We start from the raw sequence: 24,185 nt of genomic DNA, 5'->3' as shown, positions 1-24,185 counted from the left end.
AATTATTCTGCCGCCCGTATTGTATTTTAAGCAAATGCTCAGGGTGTCTAGTGCTTTCTCCTAACCTGTTTGCTCATCCTGCAACACAAGGTTATTCCTGTTTCCCCTCCTGTTGTAAGACATTTTCCTCATGGTACCGATGATGACATCTCGTATTGTTCAAGTCTTGTGTTTGCTGTTTTGTCTATTGAGTTTTTCTAGTGCGCAAGCGCAAACGCCTGCTCCAGGGTTATCGCTGACGAACTGCACATCGAATAACTATAGTAGCCCTACAGCATCGACGATGTCATGCACCTTAACCAATAGCGGTGTGGGTGCCATTAGTAGTATTAGCTATTCGACTCTGGCGGGAATGACGGTCTCAGGTCCGACTAGTTGTAGTGCAAGTGCTAGCTGCGGCATGGTGAGAATGACGACTGGAACGACGGCAGGTGCTTATAACGGTAGTTTAACGATCACCCCCAACACCGGTGCCGCAGTCGTGTTGCCAGTGAATTTGGCAGTCTATGCTAGTGATGCCGTTCTGAATTTACGCAACTGTACTCAAGTCAATCCGACAGTCGCACCGACAGCAGCGACGATGAACTGTGCACTACGTAAGATGAGTAGTGCAGCAATCAATAGTTTAACTTATACAAGTCCAGCAGGGACGACCATCTCCGGACCGGCTAGTTGTACAGGAACGGTGCTCGCTTGTGGTACGGTAAGCATCACCACAGCAACAACGCCCGGCAACTACACCAGTAATGCCACTATTACGCCAAACACCGGTGCGGCAGCGAGTCTACCGATTAACTTAACCGTTACCACAACGCCTGCTGTATTAAGCTTTAAAGCGTGTAGCGATGTCACACCAACTGTAACACCACAAAGAGCGAGCACCACCTGTACGCTTGGTAATACCGGAGGAGCGGTAAGCAGCATCACCTACAGCAGTGGATTACCTGTGGGGTCAAATATCACGGGACCTTCCAGTTGCGCGGCTAATAGCGATTGTGGCACCGTGACGGTCACCACCAGATTAACTACAGGTACTTACATGGGTACCATGAGCGCGACCCCGAATGCAGGTAGTGCTGCTACGCGACCTATCAATCTGAGTGTCGTTGCTGCGTTGACCGGTTTAAACCTCAAATCCTGCGTTGATGTCAATCCAAGCGAGGCTCCCAATCAGGCGAGTACCAGCTGTACGCTAAACAATGCTAGTGCGACAGCAGTGACCAGCATCAGTTATGCTGGTTTGCCTGCAACGATGGATATCACGGGGCCAACCAGTTGTTCGGCTAGCGCCGATTGTGGCACGGTTTTAGTTCGTAGTGGAAATGCGGTTGGTATCTACAGCGGTACGTTAACGATCACCCCGAATACCGGTGCGGTGGTCAACAAGACGATCAATTTACAAGTCAATCAAGCGGCCGTTGCTTTAAGTCTAAAGAGCTGTGATACCAGCAACGCGACGACGATCGCGCCGACGGCGGCTAGTAGAAGTTGCGTCTTAAGGAATAATGGCAGTTCAACCATTAGTACAATTAGCTACACGCCACCAGTAGGGCAAACAGTGGTAGGTCCAACGAGCTGCGGTGCGAATGCCGACTGTGGCACGATCACGTCCACTTCAGAAACCATCGCCAAAGCCTATAACGGTAATGTGACGATCACCCCGAATAGCGGCAGTGCGATCACGATGCCGTCCAACTTGCGTGTCAATACCGATACGATGCTCAACTTAACGGCATGTACCGATGTCACTAGCACGAATTCTCCCACACCAGCGAAGACCACCTGTACCCTGACTAATACGGGCGGCACCAATGCCAGCACCATTACCTATAGCGGTTTAACGAGTACCGGTTTAACCGCGAGTGGTCCAGCTTCCTGTGCTGCCAATACGACTTGCGGTGATGTGATTATTACGTCGAGTGATGTGGCTCGTACCTATAACGGCACCCTCACGGTGGCAGCGGCGACAGGTACGGCCGCGACGAAGGTAGTGCAATTGGTGGTCAATCCGGCCTTGATGATATTGAGCCTAGAATCGTGTCAGGAGGTTAATCCCACTATATCACCGACACGTGCAACCAGAACTTGCAATTTAAGAAATACAGGCGAGTCATCTGGCACGTTGACGTACTCGCAATCTGCTAATCCGACGTATCAACTTGAAGGTCCACCGACCTGCCCTTCCAAAGGAATTTGTGGTGTAGTGATTCTTCGGTCAGGAACAGAGCCTGGTAGTTATGCCTTGTTCAACCAAATTCAAATCATTCCAAGCCAAGGCACACCATTGGCTTTCGGAGGCGTCTTAAAAGTTAATCCAAGAGAAGCAGAGCTCGTCTTAAGTAATTGCAGCACCGTCTCACCAGCGACGATTCCAACGAGTCTAGCGATCACCAGTTGCGATATGCGTAATACAGGGCAAGTTAGCCCTGACGACATTATTTATTCGACGTTGGCTGGTGTAACGGTGACGGGAGCTCGAAGCTGCCCAGCTGGAGCCGATTGCGGCAAAGTCGAAGTTAAAGCCAATGGTCCTGGTGTCTTCACAGGTCAAATCACCATTACGCCGATCAAAATGCAAGTACTAGGCAAGGTCACAGTGTTGCCTGTCAATTTGGAACAAAGGGCTTCAGCAGCTCGGTTAGACTTCAAGATGCCGTGTACAGAGGTGTCACCTACGGTAACTCCTAATAGCGCATCGATTCGTTGCCAATTGAAGAACTATGGACAAACCGCGGTGAGTTCCATTACCTACGCATGGCCAGCTTGGGTACAAGTCGTCTCTGCGCCCAATTCCTGTGCAGGGGACTTTGCGAGTTGCGGCTGGGTCGAGATAAAAACGCCCACTGCACCAGGAATCTATGACGCGACTATTCGCCCCATCCCCAATACAGGCACTGCTGCCAATATCAACATCAGCCTCAAAGTATTATCCGAAGGCATCGCCAAACCGACGATACAAATTACGCGCAATCCGAATCCTTTAGTCGCAGGACAAAGTTTCACGACCACATGGGCAACGACAGGTGCGACTAACTTACGTTATGTCTGTACTGCCAATGGTGCAGGGTATCAGGAGATGGCCACCGTGGCGTCCGTTAATGGTAGTGCCGCACCGATGACAGCATCAGCCGATTGGATCGCCAATCCTTCCTTATGTACCTGGACCGCAACTGGAGAAGGCGGTGTCACCACCTTGGAAGAAACGGTGACCACGGTCAATCCACCATTACCAACCCTCAGTATCACGCGTAATCCTTCGCCTCTTGTCGCAGGACAAACTTATACGACGACAGTGTCCAGCACCAATGCCACCTCGGTGACTTACCAATGTACTTCCAATGGCGGCTACACCAGCAATACGACGGCAGCAACGCTAAATGGCACGATCACGGGGACAACCGCCATGGCGGCATGGGTGGACAAACCTTCACAATGTACATGGATTGCAACAGGGCCTGGTGGCAGTACCCAAGTAGCCGAAACACTCACGACAGTGGCCGCTCCTCCAGCCCCAACACTCACGATCACTCGTAATCCAAACAATACTCCTTGGATTGTGGGGCAAAGCTACACCACGACCATCGAAAGTACCAACGCCACCACAGTCGCGTACAACTGCGTGGTTGACGACAACAATGCCGGTGGTTACAAAGGCTTGGGTACCACGGTCGTCAATGGCACAACTGCGCCTGTCACTGCTATCTCAAGTTGGGTAGGACATCCTTCTACCTGTACTTGGACGGCGACAGGTCCCGGGGGCAACAAAGTCGTAACAGAAAAACTGACCACAGTTAGTCCACCAGCAGGACCACCGGTAATTGTCAATTTTAATGCGAGCAACACCAACATCCGAGTCGCCACAGGTCAAAGCGGCAATGTCACCTTCACGGGCGAAGCGAGCCAAAGCAGTGGACAAATCACTAAATTAGAGCTGTTTAGTAACAACGGTAGCGGCTATGGTGCCACACCCGTCGAGAGTGTCTCGGGAACCACGTCCAGTTTAAGCATCAACACCACCGTTCCCGTCAGTGCAGGCAGCTACCGTTTTAAATTACGTGCAACCAATCAAGATGGTACGACCTCAGAATCGACTGAGATCATTGTCAACGTCACCGACAGCGCACTGCTCGGTGAAATCAGCGGCATTCGCACGAATCAAACCGACAGCAGCAAATTAGAATTATTTGGCTGGGCCTGTCAGTACAATAATGCCACAGCGCTCACTTACACCGTCTACGCCGATGCCCCTGCCAACTTAGGCGGCACCGTCGTTATGACAGGCACAGCCAACGTCGCTACCGAGACCACCAATGCAGCGGTCAAAGAAATATGCGGCACACCAAACGCAAGCCACCACTTCGTTCTCAATCTCGATGCGTACGCACAGGCTTATCAAGGCAGACGCCTGTTTGTCGAGGTCGCGACCAGCAATAATGCGATCAAAGCGACCTTACCGTGCGCCGACTACAGCTGCACCATGCCAGGCGCCTTGCGCATCGGGTTGACCACACCGAAAAACAATGATCGGTACTCAGCCTCTGCTGTCGTGTTTATGAATGCCAAAATCGTTAGCGGTAATTCAACCGATGAAGTCGCTTTTCAAATCAATGATGAATGGATTCCCGCAACTGGTGACACCATTTTAGGGCTGTATTTTGCACAAAAGGCTAACGTCCCGCCGCGAGAAACACCCTATCCAATCATTGCCAGAGTCAAGCATGGCAATACTATGATCTACTCAGCAGAAAACCTAGTCTATATCGGCGCGGTCAATGATACCGTGACTGTCGCTATGGTATCGCCAACCAATAATCTAGAAGCACCAGTTGGAACACCAATCAAACTGCAAGCGGAAGTGATTCCCAAGCAACAAAGTGAAGCCCAGATCGCGACAGTCAAATTCACCGTGGATGGCAATGTATTGCCACCAGCGACTGGTCCTGTCAGTAATAACTGGACCTATAATTGGACACCAACCCAATTAGGCTTGATGACGATCAAAGCACAAGCATTTAATGCTGATGGCAAGATGCTTGGTGAATCGAGTCTGGTGAAGGTGAATGGGATTGAGGTCCAAGGACCGTCATCGGCGGAGCCGCTTTCGGTGGAAGTTGCTGTTCCTTACCTTGACAATCCAGATGCAGGCACCTTAGCTGGTAGTCTCAATGTGAGTGCCAGTGGTGCTGCCACCTACAGCATCCCGCTCGATGTGCCACCAGGTACTGCAGGATTGCAGCCACAACTATCCTTAAACTACAGCAGCCAATCACAAAATAGCCGAGTCGGTTTAGGTTGGAATTTAGGTGGATTCTCCAGCATCCATCGCTGCGGCATGACCATTGCCCAAGATGGTATCAACGGTCGCATCAGCTTTGATGAAGATGACCGCCTTTGTTTAGATGGTCAGCGTCTAATTCTCGTCAACAAAGTTCTGAGTGGTGCAAATTACTGGTCTGTCGGTGCCGAGTTCCGCACCGAATCAGAAAGCTTTACCAAAATCACCGCGATCGGTGAAATCGGCGCAAGAACCTTTGAAGTACAAACCAAAGATGGGCGTATTTCGATCTATGGTGGTGACACTGCTACGGTCAACGCAATTCTGGGAAAGCCTAATAGTGGCGTTGCCGCAGCTGTCCCAAGTCCAAAAAATGGAGCGCAGTCTTGGGCGATTAATACCGTTAAAGATCGTAGTAATAACTACATACGCTACGTCTACGGACAACATCAGATAACTGGTGAGCACCGACCAGCGGTGATTCTGTATGGAGGTAACGGCCTGAATGCACATGCTGCGGTCGAATTTAAATACGAGAACCGACAAGATGGTTGGACTCGCTATATCGATGAAACCCGTAATGATTTGCGTAATCGTCTTGTGAATGTTAAGACTTATATTGCAGCAAATGTAAACGATGGCGTAAGTACAAAAGAATTGTTAGATAAAGAAAAAGAAACCGGGAAAATAGTCAATGTTGATTATATAGTTGTTGGCGGTTCATTTGTGCGCGAGACGAAACTTACCTACGAATATAGCCCAACGAGTGGTCGCAGCTTACTGCAAAGTGTTGAAGCCTGTACGCAAAACCCTCAGAGTGGAACGACAGAATGTTTGCCGAAAACCAGCTTTAATTGGGGTAAGCCGGATACATCAAAAAACCCAGGATTTGTGAGTAGGGGGATGTGGAGTGGAGCACCTATCCTTACGACAAATACGTTGCAAAGTCGAGGCTTAGGTAGTGCTGTCAATCATGCGGACTTCTTTGTTTTTAGCGATTTTAATAGTGACGGTTACAGTGATATTTTAGAGAAAAGAGTTGCGACGGAGAAAAGAGGAACAGATCCTTTTGAGATTGGAAATCCTTCTCCTCGTGGTTTTATGAAAAATAGCTATCGTTATTTTCATAATAATGGGACGGCTTTTGTTGAACATCAATATCGCATCAATACATTAGAAAATTTTGTCGTGTTGACTTCGGCGGATTTTAACGGTGATGGATTGACGGATATCTTAGTGTCGACGCCTTCGGGCGCAAAAATATGTCTTTCGCCGTTTAATCAAACTGTGAACTTAAATTTGCCTAACACAACATTGACATTTTTTTGTGATCCTGATCGTGCCGCAATAGGTACAAATACAGCGTATGGAACGCCTTTGGTTGTCGATGTTGCTGGAGATGGACGTTTTGGGCATTATGGCAATATTCAAAATGAAAAGGCTTTGTTTTGTCTTGACGGAGCATGCGTTCTAGATCCAAATCCTCCAAAAAATGTCTTGACGAATCTTGATAATCGCGCGGACGGACCACTCTTTGATCCTCTAAATAACTATCTATCATTTGAAGCGATGGTTGATTTTAGTGGAGTCGGAAAAGCTGAAGATGTGCGCTGGACACGGCCTAAGTTTTGGAGATGTTATACCGAAGGTAATGACCCATATGTTTGTCCTAGGACATGGGTAAATTTAACGCCGACAGTTCATATGCAGAGTTTTTCTTTGCCTGGTGTATCCCGCAGAAATATGCAAAATTTTATAGTACCGATTAATAATAGTACTGAACCTTGTTTAGCCACTGGATGTGCTCCATATAACTTTGATGCTCCAATCAGTGGAGCGAATGTTTCTGCTGACTTTAATGGCGCGGGTTATGCAAGTTTAGTATTTGGTTTTTATGAAAACCAATTCATTACTGTTGATCCGCAAAAACCTGAAGAAAAAATTTATCAATATAAAGATCCACGAATCTACCTTTGTTTGTCAACCGGACGTGCTTTAGATTGCAATGTTCGTAAAAAAATTAGTGGTGATAATTTCCCGTCTATACGAGCCGTAGGGAATTTCATTGGTGATGGACAGTCGACCGTATTGATAGAAAATATTACTTATAGCGCTGCTTTGCCACCACAACCGAATGGCAGCATAAAATTGTGTCATTTCGTTGGCGATAACATAGCGTCTGACGGCTCTGAAAATGATGCCAATATTGCGTGTGAGAGTTGGGGTGGAGTTCAATTACCAACACGAACGCATTCAACTAGTCCACTTGATCAAGTTTACCTAATGGATTTATTGGGTACTGGTCGGACACAATTGATTTATTATCATAGTGGAAAGATGATTAACTGTGGATATTATGGCGGTCAGAATTATCCAACATGTGAATGGAAAGAGGATGGTCGTTGGGAAATCTTTGAACCAATCGACCTCGCTAAACCCAACGAAGCCCTAGACCGCATCGTCAGCGTCACCAATGGCGTAGGTGCAACATCCACGGTAGAGTATGCAGACAGCATCCCAAGTGGCATCGTCACGCAATCTGCATCGCAGAACTTGTCCTATCCACTGCGCAAGACGCCGCAGACCGGCAAAATCGCCAGTCGTCTACGTCACTCCAATGGTGTAGCTCCAGAACGTTCTAGTCGTTATCAATACGAAGACGCCGCTATCGATGTCAGTGGTCGCGGCTCTTTAGGCTTTGCCAAATTCACGGTGACTGACGAGCAGACCGGAATAGTCAATGTCACCACTTATAAACAGGGTTGGCCTTACACCGGTATGGTGGATGTCGCCACGGTATCGGTCAACAACAAAGTCTTGTCCAAATCAAGTAACACCTGGAACAGCAAAGCTATTGAACATAAGTTTGGGGAAAACAATGTGATCTACGCATACACCAAAATGGTCTATGCAGATACCAAAGTCGAGACTTGGGATTTCAAAACTGGCGATCATTTGGGTACCACTACAACCACCAATACCTATGGTGACAATTGGGGTAACCTCACCAAACAAGTCACGCAACTGACTGGTACAGGCGGGCCGTTCACCACCACAAGCAACAGCGTATATGACAATGCAAAGACAAGCTGGTTGATCGGTCAAATGACACACACTGATGTGACAAAGACCAAACCTGATAACACCGCCATTACCCGCAATGTCGATGCGACTTACGATGCAGTCACAGGCTTGCCAGAGACACAAACGATAGAAAAAGACGACGACCTGTTGCGTTTAACAACCACGTTTGTGCGCAATAGTTTCGGTTTAGTTAAAACGAAAACCGAAACTTGGAAAAAGCCAAATACGGACATTAAAGACACGACCCCCAATTTCCGTAGTAGTCTCATGACCTACGATCCCAATGGTCGCTTTATCGATACTGTCACCAATGTCTTAACCCAAACAGAAACCGACACAGAAATCCACACCGAAACTCACACTTACGAGCCAGGCACCGGTGCGCGTAAAACCTTAAAGGGTCCAAATTTACTCACCACCACATGGCACAGCAATGGCTTTGGTCGCATCACCAAAGAACTCCGCGCTGATGGTAACGAAACTCGGTCCTACGTCAAATCCTGTCGTGGCAACGACACCTGCCCAGTTGGCGACATCGTACAAATTACCGAGCATTTCAACGGGCTTTCAAGGACTAGTGTGCCGACGCTCACGTTCGTCGATCACGCCAGCCATGTGCTGCGTCAGCAAACCTATGGGTTCGACGGCACCCCAATTTTTTCTGATCAAAGCTATGATCACTTAGGACGTGCTTCAACCACTTACCATCCTTACTTCGAGAAAGCCACGCGTGTTCCTGCAAGTCGTCAAGAATACGACGCCTTAAGCCGCGTTGAAACTGTGGTGACCTTTGCAGAAAATGGCGCAGAATTGCGGGCAACGACGGACTACCAAGGATTGACCACCAAGCTAGTCAATCCGCTTGGCCAAAATCGGGTCGAGCTGCGCAATCTCGCCAAACAATTGATCAAAGTCACCGATCATTATTTGGGCGAAACGGCGTTCGAGTATGAACCCAATGGCAACCTCAGTAAAACCACCGATCCGAATGGCAATATCATTACGGTCAAGTACGACAATCTAGGTCGCAAGACCCAACTCAATGATCCTGATTTAGGACAGATCGACTACGCGGTAGATCCGATTGGGCAAGTATGGAAACAAGTCAGCCCAAAACAACGCCCGTTCAGTCAAGCGACCACCTTTGTGTTCGACGCTTTGGGACGTATGACAGCGCGTTACGAAACCGATCTAGAAAGTCACTGGGTCTTTGATACCGCATCCAAAGGCATAGGACAACTAGCCGAGGCCTATACCGGCACGGCGACCAATAAAACCTATCAGCGTGTTCACACCTACACCAGCCAAGGCCGACCAAGCACGACCACGCAGTCCCTCACTGATGGCACTTATGTCAGTAAGCTAGATTACGACGCCTGGGGACGAGTGATACAGCAACGCTATAAACGTAAAACCGATACAGAGAAAAACTTTGGCAGTCGCTACAACGACAAAGGCTATCTCCACTGGATAGAGCGGGGCGGTCTTAAACTCAGAACTATCGTCAAACAAGATGCGTCGCAACGTGTGTTAGAAACCCTCTCGGGCAATGGCCTGAAAGAAAAGCATGGCTACAATCCTTACACTGGACGGATGGGGACAGTTGACATCACCACGGCCGCGAACGCGGTGCATATTACTGAGACCTATTCCTATGACAGTATAGGCAATGTCAAAACACGTGATCACATCTGGGATATAGAGCGTGTCACAGAAGACTTTGGCTATGATCAATTAAATCGTCTCACTAGCAGCAATATTTCCTTATCCACCTCGCCACAGGCATCGACCGAACAAATCTTTACCTATGATAAGGTAGGCAATATTCTGACAAAAACCAATGTTGCGAATAATGAGGTTTATAAATATCCCAAGCAAGGAGAAGAAGCCCGTCCACATGCAGTAAAAAGCATAGGCGATACCTACAGCTTTACCTATGACGACAACGGCAATTTGATCAATGGCGCAGGGCGCAACATCAGCTGGACCAGCTTTGACATGCCAGACCGCATAGAAAAAGCAGGGATCACTAGCGACTTTAAATATGGCCCAGAGCATCAACGCACGGTGCAAGTGAAGAACCAAGGTCAGAGCGATAAAATGACCGTCATCTACGCTGGTGCTCAAGAAGTCGAGATCAAAGGCAGTGTCACTACCATCAAAACCTACTGGCCTTTAGGCATCGGTGTTGAGATTGATCGCGGCACTGCAGGAACAGAGTACAACTGGACGCATGCCGATCGATTAGGCAGCCCGATTGCCCACACCGATCAGAACGGCATTTTCCGAGAAAAGATGGCCTATGATGCTTGGGGCAAGCGCCGAAATTTGGCGGATAGTGTGACGCCGACAGATCCGGGCTTGGCTGGTAAGACAGACAACCGCGGGTTTACTGGGCATGAGATGTTAGATGCGCTGGAATTGGTGCATATGAATGGGCGGGTTTATGATCCCTTGATTGGGAAATTTGTTAGCGCAGATCCGATTTTGCAGGATCCTATGAATGGGCAGAGTTATAATCGGTATGCTTATGTGTTGAATAATCCTACTAATTTGACGGATCCTACGGGGTTTTGCAATCAGAAAGTAGAGGTTACAGGGTCATCGGTTAAGCAATGCCCAGAGGGGGCAGCTCGAACCGCAGAAGCGTTAGGGACAAAAAATACGAGTTTAGAGCGAGTCAGCATAACCGAAGAAAAGACTGGTAAAGTTGTTGCAACCGGAGTTTTCGATTCGAGTGGTCAGGGTAAAATTAATCCTAAGGATACTCAATCAAAAGATGCGACAATCAAGGGAGGCGGCGGAGCTGCTGAGAGATTTGTAGAGCAGCACCGAAGCGACATGGAGGCTGGTAACGGTAAGATTTATGAACCGTTACAGCCTATAGCGGTTGCAGTGACTAGTGTGGCCGTTGGAGGATCCGGCATCGCCGCACTAGCGACCACCGCTACTGGACGGGCAATTTTAGCAATGTTGGGCTTCGGGCTTGAGTTGCAATCGATGTCCGAAGGTGTTCCTTATGGTGGGGGGCTTCGGTTGCCACGTGATATGAATGTCAATCCTATTGCTCCCGCCGCGTTACCAACGAATCGGGCGATTGGCTTGAGTGCGACGCAAAATGCCGAAGCGCAGAGAATTGTCGCCGACTTGAAGGCACAAGGTTATACCGATATTCGTGTCAATCAACAGCAGACCAATGCTCTGGGATCAAGAGTCGGTGTTAATCGGCCTGACATTTCTGGAACAAGCCCAGGGGGGCGACGAGAACATTTTGAACTTGATAAAGCGTCTTCTAATCGGGCAGCTGGACATGAGGCCAGACTTAAGGCAAACGACCCTTCATGCAAAGTTACTTGCTTAACGGTGAATTAAAAATGAATATTGTGGATTTCGGGAAATTTAACTCATCGTTTGGACTTGTGAAAAGCCCAAGCAAAGTAGTTGTGGAGAGTTTTTTATCATGGCAGCAAAAAATTCTGCCCGATTGGGGATTTGAGCTTAAGTTAGAGAAACGCCAGGGTAAACTTGGCGATGCCCTAATTGCTCTTTGTCCCCGAACTGCGCCTATAGTTACGAGATATTTGTTCTGGCCTGTTGATGAGAATTGGACGTTGTACTTCGATAACGGCGTAAGTGGAACCGATGCGGGGCCACCAAGCGTGCTTTCGTCGAGGCTAGGCGTGGATGCTATAAGGGTGGTGATGGCAGACGAAGTCATTGATCCCGTTTCTGGCCAAGTGACACAGTATCCCGCAACAATTCTTGAGTTCTATTCCAATGGAGTAGAACGGCGGCATATTTTTGTTGCGAATGACGGGGGAAAGTGGAAGTTTGGCGAACTCGGCGAGCCGTTCCTATTTGAAAATATGGCAGCATATAAAGTAAGGTCAATCAAAGACCGATTTACTAATGCGATGTTACACAGCTATCTCAAAGAGTTGGGAGTTAATCTAAGCAACGCCAATTCTGTCTTGACTGAACCTGATCTAGGTTACTTACTGACCAAGCACGGGAAGATGCCAGCGAGTTACAAAGAGTTTAAAGACTGACCGAAGGGCGAACAAGTACGAGCAATTCAGTGCGACGCCAAATAAGCGCGTCGCACGTCCTCAATAGCCTGTTCCAAAGTCCACACCCCAGCGATCACACAACCAGCCCGTTCGGCGTCGTTCTCGGTCGCGTGGAGTTCTTCCAGCCTAAAACTAGCCGTGGTCTGTTGCCAGTGTTCATCCGCGTGCGCCAGTGCCAGGTAAAAACGCCGTTCGCGCAAGGTCTTGAGTGTGATGATGTTGGCTGTGTGGGCAATTTCATTGTTTTTCATGCTTTTTCACCTTTTTTCATTCTTTTGCAGAGATTTGCATCTTTTTTCAAAATTCATTGCAGATAATTGCAGAGTTTTTCACTGTTTTGCACAATATTGCAAGGTATTGCATTTTGCTGGTTAAAAGCATGAGTGGATACGCTCTTGAACGCTGATATTGTGGCTTGATGTGCAACAAAAAAACGGCGTTTTTGGGTGATTTAATCGTCCGAATTTAACATACACCATACGCACATTAGAAATGTGCCCAAGACCCGCATGAAATATAGGCTTGCACCTAAAACATTTCCGAGTAAAATAAAAATACATAAAACATCGTGATGGTAAGTATATGATTTTTAAACGAAAATGAAAGGAAATATATAGCATGCCCAATATCAATTTATTTTTTAATGAGCAAGAACTAGAAGCGCTCGAATTTCGTATGAAAACTTGTGGCGAAACGGCCAAGAGCACCCACATTAAGCGCGTGTATTTCGAAGGCGGTAAGCAAGACAATGCGCAGTTAGGCAGGATGCAAAGACAACTGGACTTGCTCACCGAGTCGAACGAACAGATGGCAAAGACCTTGCGGCATTTGATGCAAATGAAGGTCGATAGTACAGATGTCCATGCGTGAATATCGTGCTAATTTGATCGAATATTTGCTAACTTTGATTTAACAACAAGAGCATTTTCGCGGATAGCGAGTGCAAGATGAACTACCTTTGCTACTCTGCAGCATAGCGATTTATTCCTTACTAATGCGTTCCGGCGAGCACGCTTGGTCGTAAATTCGAGTGGATTCTTTTGCGCAGCACCATGTGAAAATTCCGTGGAATTTATTAGCGGGGTATTAGATCATTTTTTGGATATTAGAAGAATATTCGCGCAAACTGACCAACTCATGTCGCAAGAATATTACTTCAAATCTGACGAAAAGAATTAGAGGAAACCTTTATACAGTAAGCCTTTCAAGAGAAAATGGCGTTATCAAATATTCGATCATTGTTAGCGCGATATTCGAGCATGGATGTCCATGCGCGAATATCGTGCTAATTTGATCGAATATCTGCTAATTTTGATTTAATGACAAGAGCGTTTTCTTGGATAATCATTGAACGAAGAGTTTTTTTGCTGCTCTGCGACATAGCGATTTTTTCCATACCACGGAGTTCTGGCCAGCACGTTTGCGTGTAATGTGATGGCCAATTTTGAGCGCGTAAGGACAATAATTCGACACTGCATTTTGGCAGAAATGCCCAAAGCGAACTCGTCCAAAAGGAACTTGTTTCAGTCAAATTTTCCGTAGCTTGAGGCGAACCCCATCGGACTCTCGAAAACATTATTGCATCCGTGACTGCTATAGCAAACGCGCGCACTTCGAGCGATTGAACGCGGCTCAAACTCATTACGTGATTTGACCTGATATGAATCGACAGCTGTTGATTGTCGAATGGTATTTTCAAATACCATGCATATTCATGGAGTGCAGAAGAACGTTGTTCCGCTGGGTTCACGTAAAGAAGAGCATCAAGCAGATCGCTCGCTACTTGCCGTGCAGACACCACATCAAGCCGATATCTCGATCCAGCAATCTGCTGTGCCAATTCGTCGCAAAACAACCATTGCAAAAATGGCGAGGTTTTATCAAAGCTGTCGAGAATTTTATTAGTTTCCTGGTCACGCAATACGCGTTCGGTGGCCTTTAGTAATTGTGTCTCAATACCTGTCCAATTGTTGTAACAACGGAAAATATTACTCTCTATCGGTATAAGGCAACTTTCATGTTGATCGCAAACCACGCTCACAGCGTCAAGCCATTTACGTCGCCAATATATAGGTCGCCCATTCGCATGATCTTCGGCAAGACAATGCACACAAATTCCGAGTTCGCAGTAATGCAAAATATGGCCTGTTGAAGGTACCATTGAGGCAATCGATTCCTTTGAGTGACGACATGCTTTTGCAATAGTAAGCGCATCAGACAAATTTATTGGCCTAAGTAATAACCAGTTTTTTAGATAATTACAAGGTAGAGGTAAATGAATAGTTTTTAGCAGCGTAGAAACCGAGATGCCATAGTATGCTCCAAGGCGGCCAATCCAACTTCCTAGGCATTCATCTTCCAACGGCATGACGACAACGGGTAGAGGTTTTGGCGTGAACTCCATATTGATTACATTGCGGAGCTTTCAAAAGAAAGCGCAGCTGCTCGAATCAGATCGACCGTTATACGTTCCTTCCCAGAGCGAATTGCTAGACGTGCTGCATTGGTCAAAACATCGGCGACGAGCCATGTTAAACCACCACTAGCTTCAAGCAAAGCCTGCACCATTGGCTGATCACCAAGACCAGACCTTTCTCGAATTGGTATCGTTTTTTCGAAGGCTTGGACGAACCCTCGAAATTCATCACTCTCACGCCATCGCGCAAGTTCGAATCGGCGGAACCGACTCACCATTTGGTCATCGCTCTGCAACGCTAATACCGCATCCGCTGTCCCAGCGATGACGACACAGCAATTGAGCTGGTTCGATAAAAATTTAAGAAGGTTAAGCGCGCCGCGCTGTTCACGCGGTGAACCCGCTAGCAAATTATGAATCTCGTCAACGATCAACAGGCGTGGTTGAATCGCTTGCATGACTTTAAGTGTCGTGAACTCGAGTGCATCAATGCGTGCAGAAGGAGCGTAGGGCGCGTTTACGACTTGCAGTAATTCGGCATAGAAGCGACGCTGGGACGGAACGGCCGGCATTTCCATCACAATCAGCGGATGATACTCTACACCAGAACTTCGATCGTAAATTGGAGGATGCGTTCGTTTGAATTTCTCGATGATCATGCTCTTTCCCATGCCTGAGTCACCGTGAAGCAATAAACATGGCATGCGTTTGCGCTGTGGAGTATCAAACATCTCGCTGAGGATTTTTAGGACGTGGGCTGCGCGTGGATAATCAATCCATCGGTCAAGCCGCAAATGCGCTATTCTGGCATCGCTGTCTTGCGCTGCGATCGGTCGCATACTTTCAAGAAGGTGCTTAAAATCGCCCACAATTTATCCCTAATTCAACTCTGTCACTTTAAGTGTGACCATAACTCTGCTGCATAATCTGGCGCTTGCGTACCGTAATCGACACTCGTTTTAACTCCGTTTTTCTTATCGTTGTTTTCCACGGATAAACTGGATCGAGAACTTTGTTCTGATTGCTTTCTTGCCGTGGCCTTTCTCGCTGCTCGCGTTTTACTCAATGCTCCATCGATAATCGCGCGTTGTGCATTTATTGCTTTAAATAATCGCGCCTCATTGATGGTTTCGCGATTAATAGTACGAAGATGTTTCAAGGTCGCCACAACTTCCCACAGTGCGACAGCTGGGTGGCGCAAATCGGCATAACCGACTGTAATGATCGATTTATCAGGCAGCTCCACATGCAACACTGATAAGTTCGCCGGGTCGTAATGTGCTGTTACAGCAGTCTTTTGTGCCAACCATGGAGTCAAGATAGGGTTCCAATAACGGATATGGTTAAACAAGATACCGCTGCGCTGCAAAGTACGGCGTATGGCAGGCAAAAAGGCAATAAAAACTTCATTAGGCCGTTTTACTGGACGCACAAGAGGTGCAGCAACCTGCCAAGCGGCATAAGGTGTACCTCCTTTAAGGCCATGGTGCTCGGTGTGATGGTAACGTTCACCAATTTCAAGCGCGAGCCAAAGTTCAAATTCACTTAGCGTTAATGCTGCGGTTTTCTCTGGAGCGAAGTGCTTACGGTTTTTCACTGAATGGCCAGTGGCACCAGGAAGACTCTTAAGTTTATTCATCAAGGTGCCAATGACGCGTTCAATATGACCTCCGAATTGCGGTCGTCCAATCGGACGATAAATAAGTTCAATACCGAATTGGGTGCATCCTCGAGATAACGCTTTACTATGGAACTCTGTGGCATTGTCCAAGTGAAGACTACGTGGTAGACCTGCCATGGGCCAATCTATTTCTAGTCCAAGTGACTTGATCCACGTTGATTTGTCGTGAGCAATTCGACTAATTAGTAAACCAACGGTCGTAGCACTAGGCGGCTCAAAGGTGACAAGAATCGCCACAATTGCACGGGTCGCTATATCCATCGCCACTGATAACCAAGGCCGTCCGATAGGAAGGCGATATAAATTATCAACAACGTCAATATCGCACTTCGTGTGATCGATTTGCACTACATCAAGCGCCTTACTAACCGAATAGTTGCCCGCAGCCGCGGTGATTTGACGATCCGTTTCTTCATTGCGCCGAATAACAAGTGTGGGCACCGTGCGGCGCAGACATCGGTCAATAGAACTGCGAGATGGCATCAAAATACCATCGATTCGGCAGCGTCGCGCGACCTCGTCACAGACATCAACGACGCGAATTTTTTTCAACTTCCTAGATAGACGTTCAATTACTTGATCAACAATAGATTTTTGCGCTACCGACAAACGTGTGGAACCGGTGGGGAATCCCGGTGATCGACCAACCACGGCAGAAGCAAGATCTAGATCCAATAAGCGCCGGCGATATCGATACACTGTTGTCCAGTGAATTTGAAGTCTTGCTGCGATTTCTTGCGCCTGAATTTTCCCAAATTCCTGTTCCAGTGTCGGCCGAACAAGCGCGTCAATCAACGCAATCCGTTCCCATTTTTTAGGCTCAATATCACTGAGCGATCCCTGTGTAGAAGAGATCACTTTCGAGTGGTTGATTTTGCGCTGCACCATGTGAAAATTCCGTAGAATTTATTAGCAGGGTATTGGATCATTTTCTGGATGTTAGCAGAATATTCGCGCAAAATGATCATCTCGTGTTGCGAGAATACTACTCCAAATCTGACGAACAGAATTAAAGGAAACCTATATACAGTAAGCCTTTCAAGAGAAAATGGCGTTAGCAAATATTCGATCATTATTAGCGCTATATTCGAGCATGGACATCGACAATTCTTGACGTTGGATCGAAGTACTTTCCCCCTAGGAATGTCACTGCCGGGCGGTTTGGTGCGGGACGATGATGAGCAAAACGAACTCGGTATTCCAGGCAATATATTTGCAGCACTTCGAGTTGCAGGCGGCAAGGTATTAGGTGCTGTAAATCCCGAATACGGTATTTGTGAAGTCGAAGGACGCAAATACTATTTTGTGAGAAGCGAAGCTGGAAATGAAGCACGCATCTACATGGATAGGACGATTTCTCACGCCTATCGAGATCACCTTAAAGACATTGCAGTTCCATCTGATCCCCGCCATATTGTCGACACCGTCGGTTTCCTCGTTGAGATTGCTGATCCCGAAGAGGTTGAAGGAAGGTGGCTTCCTGAAAGTGTCATTACGACGCCCTATGCGAAGGAGGGCTCGTTTGCTTTCGGTCACCACAAACAAATCGCTGCGGCACTCATTGCAAAGAATTTCACGAAAACCCAAGGCATATCCCATCATGAATGGATTCGGGAATGGGTAAAAAATCCCGTGAACATGTATGAGGAAATTCGGGTGCGTTTCCGGAAAAATAACGATAGTTTAGATACATCCATCTTAGAACTCTTACCGGTCGTTGAATATTTCCGTAGTCAGATGATGATTGCGTCCATCGAAGAAAATTGCCAGAAGAATCCAGCGCTTGCCTCTATGCGCGATCAGTTGTCACACAAACTCCACCATATAACGATACAAAATGGCGCGATGTGTCCCTATGCCTCGACAGTACGTATCCTATTTGAAGCCGTGGGCTTTTTTGATGTGGCATGTCGTACAGAGAAAAACCTCAGCACCCATTTTCAAAAAAAATATTGGTACCGCTATGAAGAACTTATGCGTCGGCTTCCGGAAGTTATCGTTATTCCTACCTTTGATAATATTTCTGCGACCGATCTCATGAAAATCCGCGGTACGCCTGTCTATTTTATTGGTGTATCAACCGAACCAGTGTACGTCGACGAATTCTGGCAATCTCCCCTTGAGTTCCTTATTCACGATCTCAATCATGCGTGGAAGATGATGGATATGGATGATCGTTTTTTACAGAATCATCCAAATTTGACCAGAGTCGAACTGATGAAAACGTCCAATCAGTTCATTCACGAGTACTTCCCGCGTATCGCAATCCAAAAGACAGATACAGAACAACAAAAGGAATTGAAGAAGCTAAAGAAAATACTGCTTTTTGAGGTCGGACATGAAGATGCTCGGCCTTTATTGGCAAATATCGTTTGTGAAGCCTTGCTCGAAGAAGAAGGGTACGAATTTCCAGATAGCGTAGTCCGATATGATGAAGAGGACAAACAGGCCTATTTGGAAAAACGTACCATCCCTGGAATTACAGCGCTTTCCTATGTCAGACATAAACTGCAACATGGCTTCTTCGATCAAACAGACTCGCAAAACATTCAGATCGTTTCTCCGAAGTACCGTACTGTTGAATGGATCGTACAAGCGGCAGAAGAATTACTAAGCGAAATGCATGCAACAATTCCACCTGCAGTTCAATCAGAAGGATTGACGCACCACCTAACGCGCCAAGCATGCTCCAGAGGACCCACGATACTCCATTCACCGGAGAATCTAGATCCTGCTGTGGATCAATATGGAGATGGCACGGCTTCTATGAAATAAATACCAATTAGGCGTTTGAAACGACATCGAGAAAGTATTGAATCGGATAAATATACAAATCTCTATTTCAACGGGATTCGCTTTATCGTTTTATCAAAAATCAACCTAGTAAGTCGGATTTTTGTTGAACACTACAAACGTAATACGAATCCTTTTTGTCAAAGGAAATATCAACTGGCAAAAATTGTCCGATAACCGCTGCATTTGTCTTTGCATGCTGTGTCACTGTATTGGTTGTAAAGCGCCCGCCACCTGCCAAAGCGAACGGCAGCATAATTTGATCTGCTAGATGTTCTCCAACAGTGGCACCAGAAATAATGAAGCGTCGCACCTGCGTAAGCAAGTTTCTAGCAACTGTTTCAGAACGCACCATTTTTTCGCCAAACTCGCTGAAAACGTTAATCACATTCCGCTGCTCTAGCGTCATCAATAAAGCATTGCCTGGGCCTTGATCGTTGGAAAGACCGCGCACGAAAAGCTGAGATTCATTCCAGCCCATTCCTGCCCCTACACATTCCAATTCACGATTGGCGACGCTGACGGGAACACCGGCGATAAAACTTTCTGCATACCCAGTAATACGCTCACCTGACTCCATCAGTTCAATCACATTGAGTTTTGCACATGGCGTTATACGTGCCTGAATTTCTCCGCCACCCGCTGGATAGAATCCAAATCGCTGGAGTTCGATATCCAGCGTTGCCCCCATATCTGCCAACACACGGCCATACGAGCGTTGCAAGAAATGGGCTGGTGGCGCCATCATATTGTGCGTCCCGCCTGTAATATGGATGGTTGATGGGCCGTCGGCGTACAGTAAGGCAGGTATCAAAGTTTGTAATACCAAAGTGCAGCTGCCCGCTGTCCCAATTGCGAATTGATATTCGCCGCCCTTAATTTTTCCAGGTCTAAATTCGAGTGTTTGCGCTCCAACTGCTGCAGAGGCGATTTCGCCATCGCAGATTTGTGCCGCTGCTTGCACGGCCACTAGATGTTGACGCATCAATCCTGGTTTAGGCCGATTCGCTCTGATATTAGTCATCCGAAATGGTTGACCAGTAATCATGGAAAGAGTGAGCGATGATCGTAAAATCTGCCCACCACCTTCACCTGAAGCACCATCAATTTCTATCATTTTTGTTTCTCTCTTTTTTATTCTTATCCAATTTTTTGCGAGGATTCCCAAGGATTATTGTGCCTTGGGAGTACGCAAAGCATCGTTTACCCTTTCACGCAGACGATCTGTTTTAATGTATGCACAACTTCAACCAAATCTCGCTGCGCCACCATCACGGCATCGATATCTTTGTATGCCATTGGGATCTCATCAATCACATCAGCATCTTTACGACATTCCACACCTTCGGTCGCTTTGACCTGATCAGCAATCGTGAACTGCTTCTTGGCTTGGGTACGACTCATAGTGCGACCGGCACCATGACTACAGCTATGGAAGCTATCAGCATTCCCTTTACCGCGAACAATGAAACTCTTGGCACCCATTGATCCTGGAATGATCCCAAGTTCACCTGCTTTCGCCGATACCGCACCTTTGCGCGTAATCAACACATCTTTACCGAAGTGGTGTTCTTTCTGCACATAGTTATGATGACAATTCACTGCCTCAACATGCGTCTGAAATGGTTTGGTGATGATCGTTCTCACAGCGGCAACCAAATTTTGCATCATCACTTCGCGATTCATTCGCGCAAACTTTTGTGCCCATGACACGGCTTCCACATAGTCATCGTAATGATTTGTACCCTCTGGCAGGTACGCCAAATCCTGATCAGGCAAATTGATAAAATGTGTACGCATATCTTGCTTCGCCAGTTCAATAAAATGGGTTCCGATCGCATTCCCCACACCTCTTGATCCTGAGTGCAACATAAACCAAACAAAATTCAATTCATCCAGGCAGATCTCAATAAAATGGTTACCTGATCCCAAAGTTCCCAAATGGCGGTAGTTATTGGTGTTCTTTAACTTCGGCGTCTTAAGGCATACCAGATCGAACTCATCTTTTAGTTGCAACCAAGCTGCATCGACAGGCGTTGGAGGCGTCTCCCATGATCCTTTATCACGCCCTTTAAATCCTCTGGTTTTCGGCGACATTCCATGCGGGATGGCACGTTCAATTGCGCTTCTTAATGGTCCGAGGTTATCTGGCAAATCATTGGCAGTCAACGTGGTTTTGGCGGCCATCATTCCACATCCGATATCGACACCCACTGCTGCAGGAATAATGGCACCGAGCGTCGGTATCACACTACCAATGGTCGACCCTTTACCCAAATGCACATCCGGCATCACGGCAATATGTTTGTAAATGAAAGGCATTTTTGCCGTATTGGTCAATTGTTTTTTTGCAGCATCTTCAACAGGAACGCCTTTGGTCCACATCTTTACGTGGCTTCCACCTTCAACATTCATGACATCGTATTCTTCGTGTTTCATATTATTCTCATTCTTAAAAATTAGGGGATGACAAGTGGCGATGAAATATCGTCTAAGCTATTGATTTTCACCAACCCGGATTTGAACCAGGGACTCCGAAATAACTTTCGGCGCTCTACCATGTAATTTCATCTGCATTCATCAAAAAGGGTGGCGACAAAAATAAAAGAAACGTTTCTCATGACTCTACCAACTGAGCTAAAGGACAATCGCTTGCACTTCCTGGGCTCGAACCAGGGACAAATGTAGTTTCTTTCAGCATTCGCCGAAAACATAAACAACAGCACGACAAGGGTTGGAAAGAATGAGGATTCGAACCTCTGAGCAGCCTTCCGAAAAAGGATACCTACTTCCAGATGTAATCTTTCCAGCATTCGTGCAAAACTTCACTTAACAGCCTACCAGGTCGGACAAAACATGTTGCCATACCTGTTCGGCTTGCGAATAGGATTTCTTCCCGGCGTTTCTGCCGCTTCCTCTTGGTACGACATCCAATTGAGCGATGGTGTGACAAGGGGTTGATGTGATCGAACATTTCAGGGATGTAATCACACCAGCATTCACACTTTGCTCAAAACTTGCACTTCTAACGCTAATTAACCAACTCATTTTAATCTCCATTGATCCTGTCACACCCTAGTGACTCGTTCAAATATTGATAGACTTAATTTCGTTCACCCAAAACATGGCATTCAACTGATCTGCTGCAAACGCGGCAATAATTTTAAAAACATCATCCGAGAATCCACCAATATTCAAGATGTCTTCACGTTCGACCACTTGCGATGTTTTACTAGGCGTCACGTTAATACATACCAATTTCGCTGTCGGATTGCGTTGCTTAAAAATTTCCCATTCTCGCAATGTCGCTGTTGCGCCGCGGCTCGTCGCGTCTATCCATGACTCATTATCGGAGACGTAAATAACCAGGTCGGCATTGGTCTTCGCTTTGTTCATTTGCGCTAGCGGCGCACTACAATTCGTTCCACCGCCGCCGATCGATGCCAGCTTTTGTGCATTGGTCATCACTGTGTCGCGCGGATTTATACGACAATCCACAACGTCCACTTCAAATGGAATCAGCATCGCATCACGATTCTTTCTTAAGACTGCAGCGGCAATCAAAGCGGCTACATCGATACAGCGTATCTTCGATGAAGCTGAACCACGATTACCCGTCACCGCAGATTGCATCGAACCAGAAACATCGGGGCAAACCACGACCTTGCCAGCTATTTCAGGAATATTCACTAACGCTATTTCCAGCGCGTCCTCCAATGCCTCACGAATTTCAATAGGCACTTCATTGGAACAGGCCAAATAAGCCGCCATGAGCTGATACGGGAACACCTTGCTCTTCGCAATCGCATCGGCATCTTTCAGCTTGGCTGCGATTGCTTCCGTCATACCAGGCAAAGCAAATACACCTTGTCGCGCAAACGTATTCAAATTCATCCTTACCATTTGCCATCCACCTTGTAATGCAATTTTTGCCCAAGCCGCGTCGTTCAATTCCATCGCCGTCAGCATCTGAAAAGGCACCTCTGGTATTGCTTGTGTGCGATCTTGCTTGTACGCTTCGAATGCCGTTACTAACGGAGGCAAAGCAGCGACGTTACAAGGCTTACCAATTAACCAAGCGAAGAACGCTTCACGCCATGCTTCCACCGGTTTCGGATGGACCATCTTCACCACGTCTGCCAACGATGGGTTATTCCCTACCGCTGCAGCCAATAATTCTTTCTCAGTTGCAGAATTCAACCACGCCTGAACTAATTTCTTAGGACGGCTCCCCATCGATTTACGACCGGTCGCACCTGAGCGGATAATCTGCACAAAGTTGCGCAACATCTTGCCGTTATTGATCACGCGCTTGAATGTACGAGGCAGTTCAGGAGCCGTTTTGACCGCCAATGCCGCCACCAACAACGCAGGCATATCCTTCATATAACCGCGTTCACGGCAATACACGGCCGTTTGCGCGATAAATTGTGCGTCTAGTTCAGAGCACAGCTGCATCACTGTTTCTAGTTGCGCTTCAGCACTCGCATAGAAAGTCGCATTAAGACACCCTGTTGCGGCGTATTGTGCTAACTGTTGCTGTTTGCTTAGTGCATAAGCCGGTGCGCCTGCAAAATTATTAGTGTTGGCATTTGGTAGAAATCTGCCCTTGATGCTTTGGAACAATTGGGAATTAGCCATTTTCATTTCCATCTAATTATTGTGTTTAGTGAGTTTGCTTTTCGTTACAGGTGCTTGCTTCTTGCTCTATGTATTGCAATGAGCGTGCCAGAAATGGCTCTTAAGCTTTTTGAAGTAGATAACTCATTGATTTATAAAGACATAGGTAACTACCAAACTTCTTTGTCAGCGCTTTGCATTATTCGCATTTAGTGATAAATTATCTTTTTTTAGAAAAGTTTATCC

At 46.9% G+C, this 24,185-nt stretch carries 12 protein-coding genes; 4 read left to right on the top strand and 8 right to left on the bottom strand.

Annotated elements, in window-relative coordinates; translation table 11 throughout:
- The first annotated feature begins 142 nt into the window (after positions 1-142).
- Together H8K52_RS18010 and H8K52_RS18005 are read left to right on the top strand one after the other, a co-directional pair.
- Positions 143-11,731 carry an RHS repeat-associated core domain-containing protein gene (locus H8K52_RS18010; RefSeq protein WP_186924298.1) on the top strand — a complete coding sequence of 3,863 codons (11,589 nt, stop codon included), beginning with the start codon at positions 143-145 and terminating at the stop codon, positions 11,729-11,731.
- A complete protein-coding gene (locus tag H8K52_RS18005) occupies positions 11,701-12,408 on the top strand; it encodes a hypothetical protein (RefSeq protein WP_222613833.1) in 708 nt (235 codons plus the stop codon). Before H8K52_RS18010 ends, H8K52_RS18005 begins: the two co-directional genes overlap by 31 nt.
- Positions 12,409-12,434: 26 nt before the next feature.
- On the opposite strand, the gene H8K52_RS18000 is transcribed toward H8K52_RS18005, so the two are convergent.
- Positions 12,435-12,680, bottom strand: coding sequence for a hypothetical protein (locus H8K52_RS18000; protein ID WP_186924296.1), 246 nt, complete (start codon positions 12,678-12,680; stop codon positions 12,435-12,437).
- A gap of 367 nt (positions 12,681-13,047) precedes the next feature.
- On the opposite strand from H8K52_RS18000, the gene H8K52_RS17995 reads away from it, so the two are divergent.
- Entirely contained in the window at positions 13,048-13,299 is a 252-nt protein-coding gene (locus H8K52_RS17995; RefSeq protein WP_186924295.1) for a hypothetical protein, read from the top strand.
- Positions 13,300-13,714: 415 nt separating this feature from the next.
- Here the strand turns inward: H8K52_RS17995 and H8K52_RS17990 are convergent, their stop codons facing one another.
- Genes H8K52_RS17990 through H8K52_RS17980 form a run of 3 tightly spaced genes read right to left on the bottom strand, consistent with a single transcriptional unit; the run spans position 13,715 to position 17,414 of the window.
- Positions 13,715-14,833, bottom strand: coding sequence for a TniQ family protein (locus H8K52_RS17990; protein ID WP_186924294.1), 1,119 nt, complete (start codon positions 14,831-14,833; stop codon positions 13,715-13,717).
- A 5-nt stretch (positions 14,834-14,838) separates the two neighbouring features.
- Positions 14,839-15,684 (bottom strand): TniB family NTP-binding protein, encoded by an 846-nt coding sequence (locus H8K52_RS17985; RefSeq protein WP_186924293.1) that lies wholly within the window; start codon positions 15,682-15,684, stop codon positions 14,839-14,841.
- Positions 15,685-15,737: 53 nt separating this feature from the next.
- Entirely contained in the window at positions 15,738-17,414 is a 1,677-nt protein-coding gene (locus H8K52_RS17980) for a Mu transposase C-terminal domain-containing protein (RefSeq protein ID WP_186924292.1), read from the bottom strand.
- Positions 17,415-17,462: 48 nt separating this feature from the next.
- Here H8K52_RS17980 and H8K52_RS17975 point away from each other — a divergent pair, with 48 nt between their 5' ends.
- On the top strand, positions 17,463-19,301 hold the full coding sequence (locus tag H8K52_RS17975) for a hypothetical protein (protein ID WP_222613832.1): 1,839 nt from the start codon (positions 17,463-17,465) through the stop codon (positions 19,299-19,301).
- Between the two features lie 100 nt (positions 19,302-19,401).
- Here the strand turns inward: H8K52_RS17975 and rtcA are convergent, their stop codons facing one another.
- The 4 genes from rtcA to H8K52_RS17955 form a co-directional block, all read right to left on the bottom strand.
- The gene (gene rtcA, locus H8K52_RS17970; protein WP_186924290.1) at positions 19,402-20,436 is read right to left on the bottom strand and encodes an RNA 3'-terminal phosphate cyclase; all 1,035 of its coding nucleotides are present in this window, start codon (positions 20,434-20,436) and stop codon (positions 19,402-19,404) included.
- Between the two features lie 86 nt (positions 20,437-20,522).
- The gene (locus tag H8K52_RS17965; RefSeq protein WP_186924289.1) at positions 20,523-21,758 is read right to left on the bottom strand and encodes an RtcB family protein; all 1,236 of its coding nucleotides are present in this window, start codon (positions 21,756-21,758) and stop codon (positions 20,523-20,525) included.
- Between the two features lie 390 nt (positions 21,759-22,148).
- Positions 22,149-22,367: a hypothetical protein gene (locus tag H8K52_RS17960; protein WP_186924288.1), complete on the bottom strand. Its 219-nt coding sequence runs from the start codon at positions 22,365-22,367 to the stop codon at positions 22,149-22,151.
- A gap of 39 nt (positions 22,368-22,406) precedes the next feature.
- Complete coding sequence (locus H8K52_RS17955; RefSeq protein WP_186924287.1) at positions 22,407-23,960, bottom strand: RNA-binding protein; 1,554 nt, start codon at positions 23,958-23,960, stop codon at positions 22,407-22,409.
- Positions 23,961-24,185 lie beyond the last annotated feature (225 nt).

The sequence above is a fragment of the Affinundibacterium seohonense genome (genome assembly GCF_014284305.1).
GTDB classification, from domain to species: Bacteria; Pseudomonadota; Gammaproteobacteria; order Burkholderiales; family Burkholderiaceae_D; genus Undibacterium; species Undibacterium seohonense.
The sequence above is the reverse complement of the archived record's forward strand: the minus strand, read 5'-3'. Positions and strand labels throughout refer to the sequence as shown.

Excerpts from the sequence above, each read along its gene's own strand:
- H8K52_RS18010 (WP_186924298.1), top strand. The coding sequence starts at position 143 with ATGACATCTCGTATTGTTCAAGTCTTGTGTTTGCTGTTTTGTCTATTG.
- H8K52_RS18005 (WP_222613833.1), top strand. The coding sequence starts at position 11,701 with ATGCAAAGTTACTTGCTTAACGGTGAATTAAAAATGAATATTGTGGAT.
- H8K52_RS18000 (WP_186924296.1), bottom strand. The coding sequence starts at position 12,680 with ATGAAAAACAATGAAATTGCCCACACAGCCAACATCATCACACTCAAG.
- H8K52_RS17995 (WP_186924295.1), top strand. The coding sequence starts at position 13,048 with ATGCCCAATATCAATTTATTTTTTAATGAGCAAGAACTAGAAGCGCTC.
- H8K52_RS17990 (WP_186924294.1), bottom strand. The coding sequence starts at position 14,833 with ATGGAGTTCACGCCAAAACCTCTACCCGTTGTCGTCATGCCGTTGGAA.
- H8K52_RS17985 (WP_186924293.1), bottom strand. The coding sequence starts at position 15,684 with ATGCGACCGATCGCAGCGCAAGACAGCGATGCCAGAATAGCGCATTTG.
- H8K52_RS17980 (WP_186924292.1), bottom strand. The coding sequence starts at position 17,414 with ATGGTGCAGCGCAAAATCAACCACTCGAAAGTGATCTCTTCTACACAG.
- H8K52_RS17975 (WP_222613832.1), top strand. The coding sequence starts at position 17,463 with ATGTTAGCAGAATATTCGCGCAAAATGATCATCTCGTGTTGCGAGAAT.
- rtcA (WP_186924290.1), bottom strand. The coding sequence starts at position 20,436 with ATGATAGAAATTGATGGTGCTTCAGGTGAAGGTGGTGGGCAGATTTTA.
- H8K52_RS17965 (WP_186924289.1), bottom strand. The coding sequence starts at position 21,758 with ATGAAACACGAAGAATACGATGTCATGAATGTTGAAGGTGGAAGCCAC.
- H8K52_RS17960 (WP_186924288.1), bottom strand. The coding sequence starts at position 22,367 with ATGAGTTGGTTAATTAGCGTTAGAAGTGCAAGTTTTGAGCAAAGTGTG.
- H8K52_RS17955 (WP_186924287.1), bottom strand. The coding sequence starts at position 23,960 with ATGGCTAATTCCCAATTGTTCCAAAGCATCAAGGGCAGATTTCTACCA.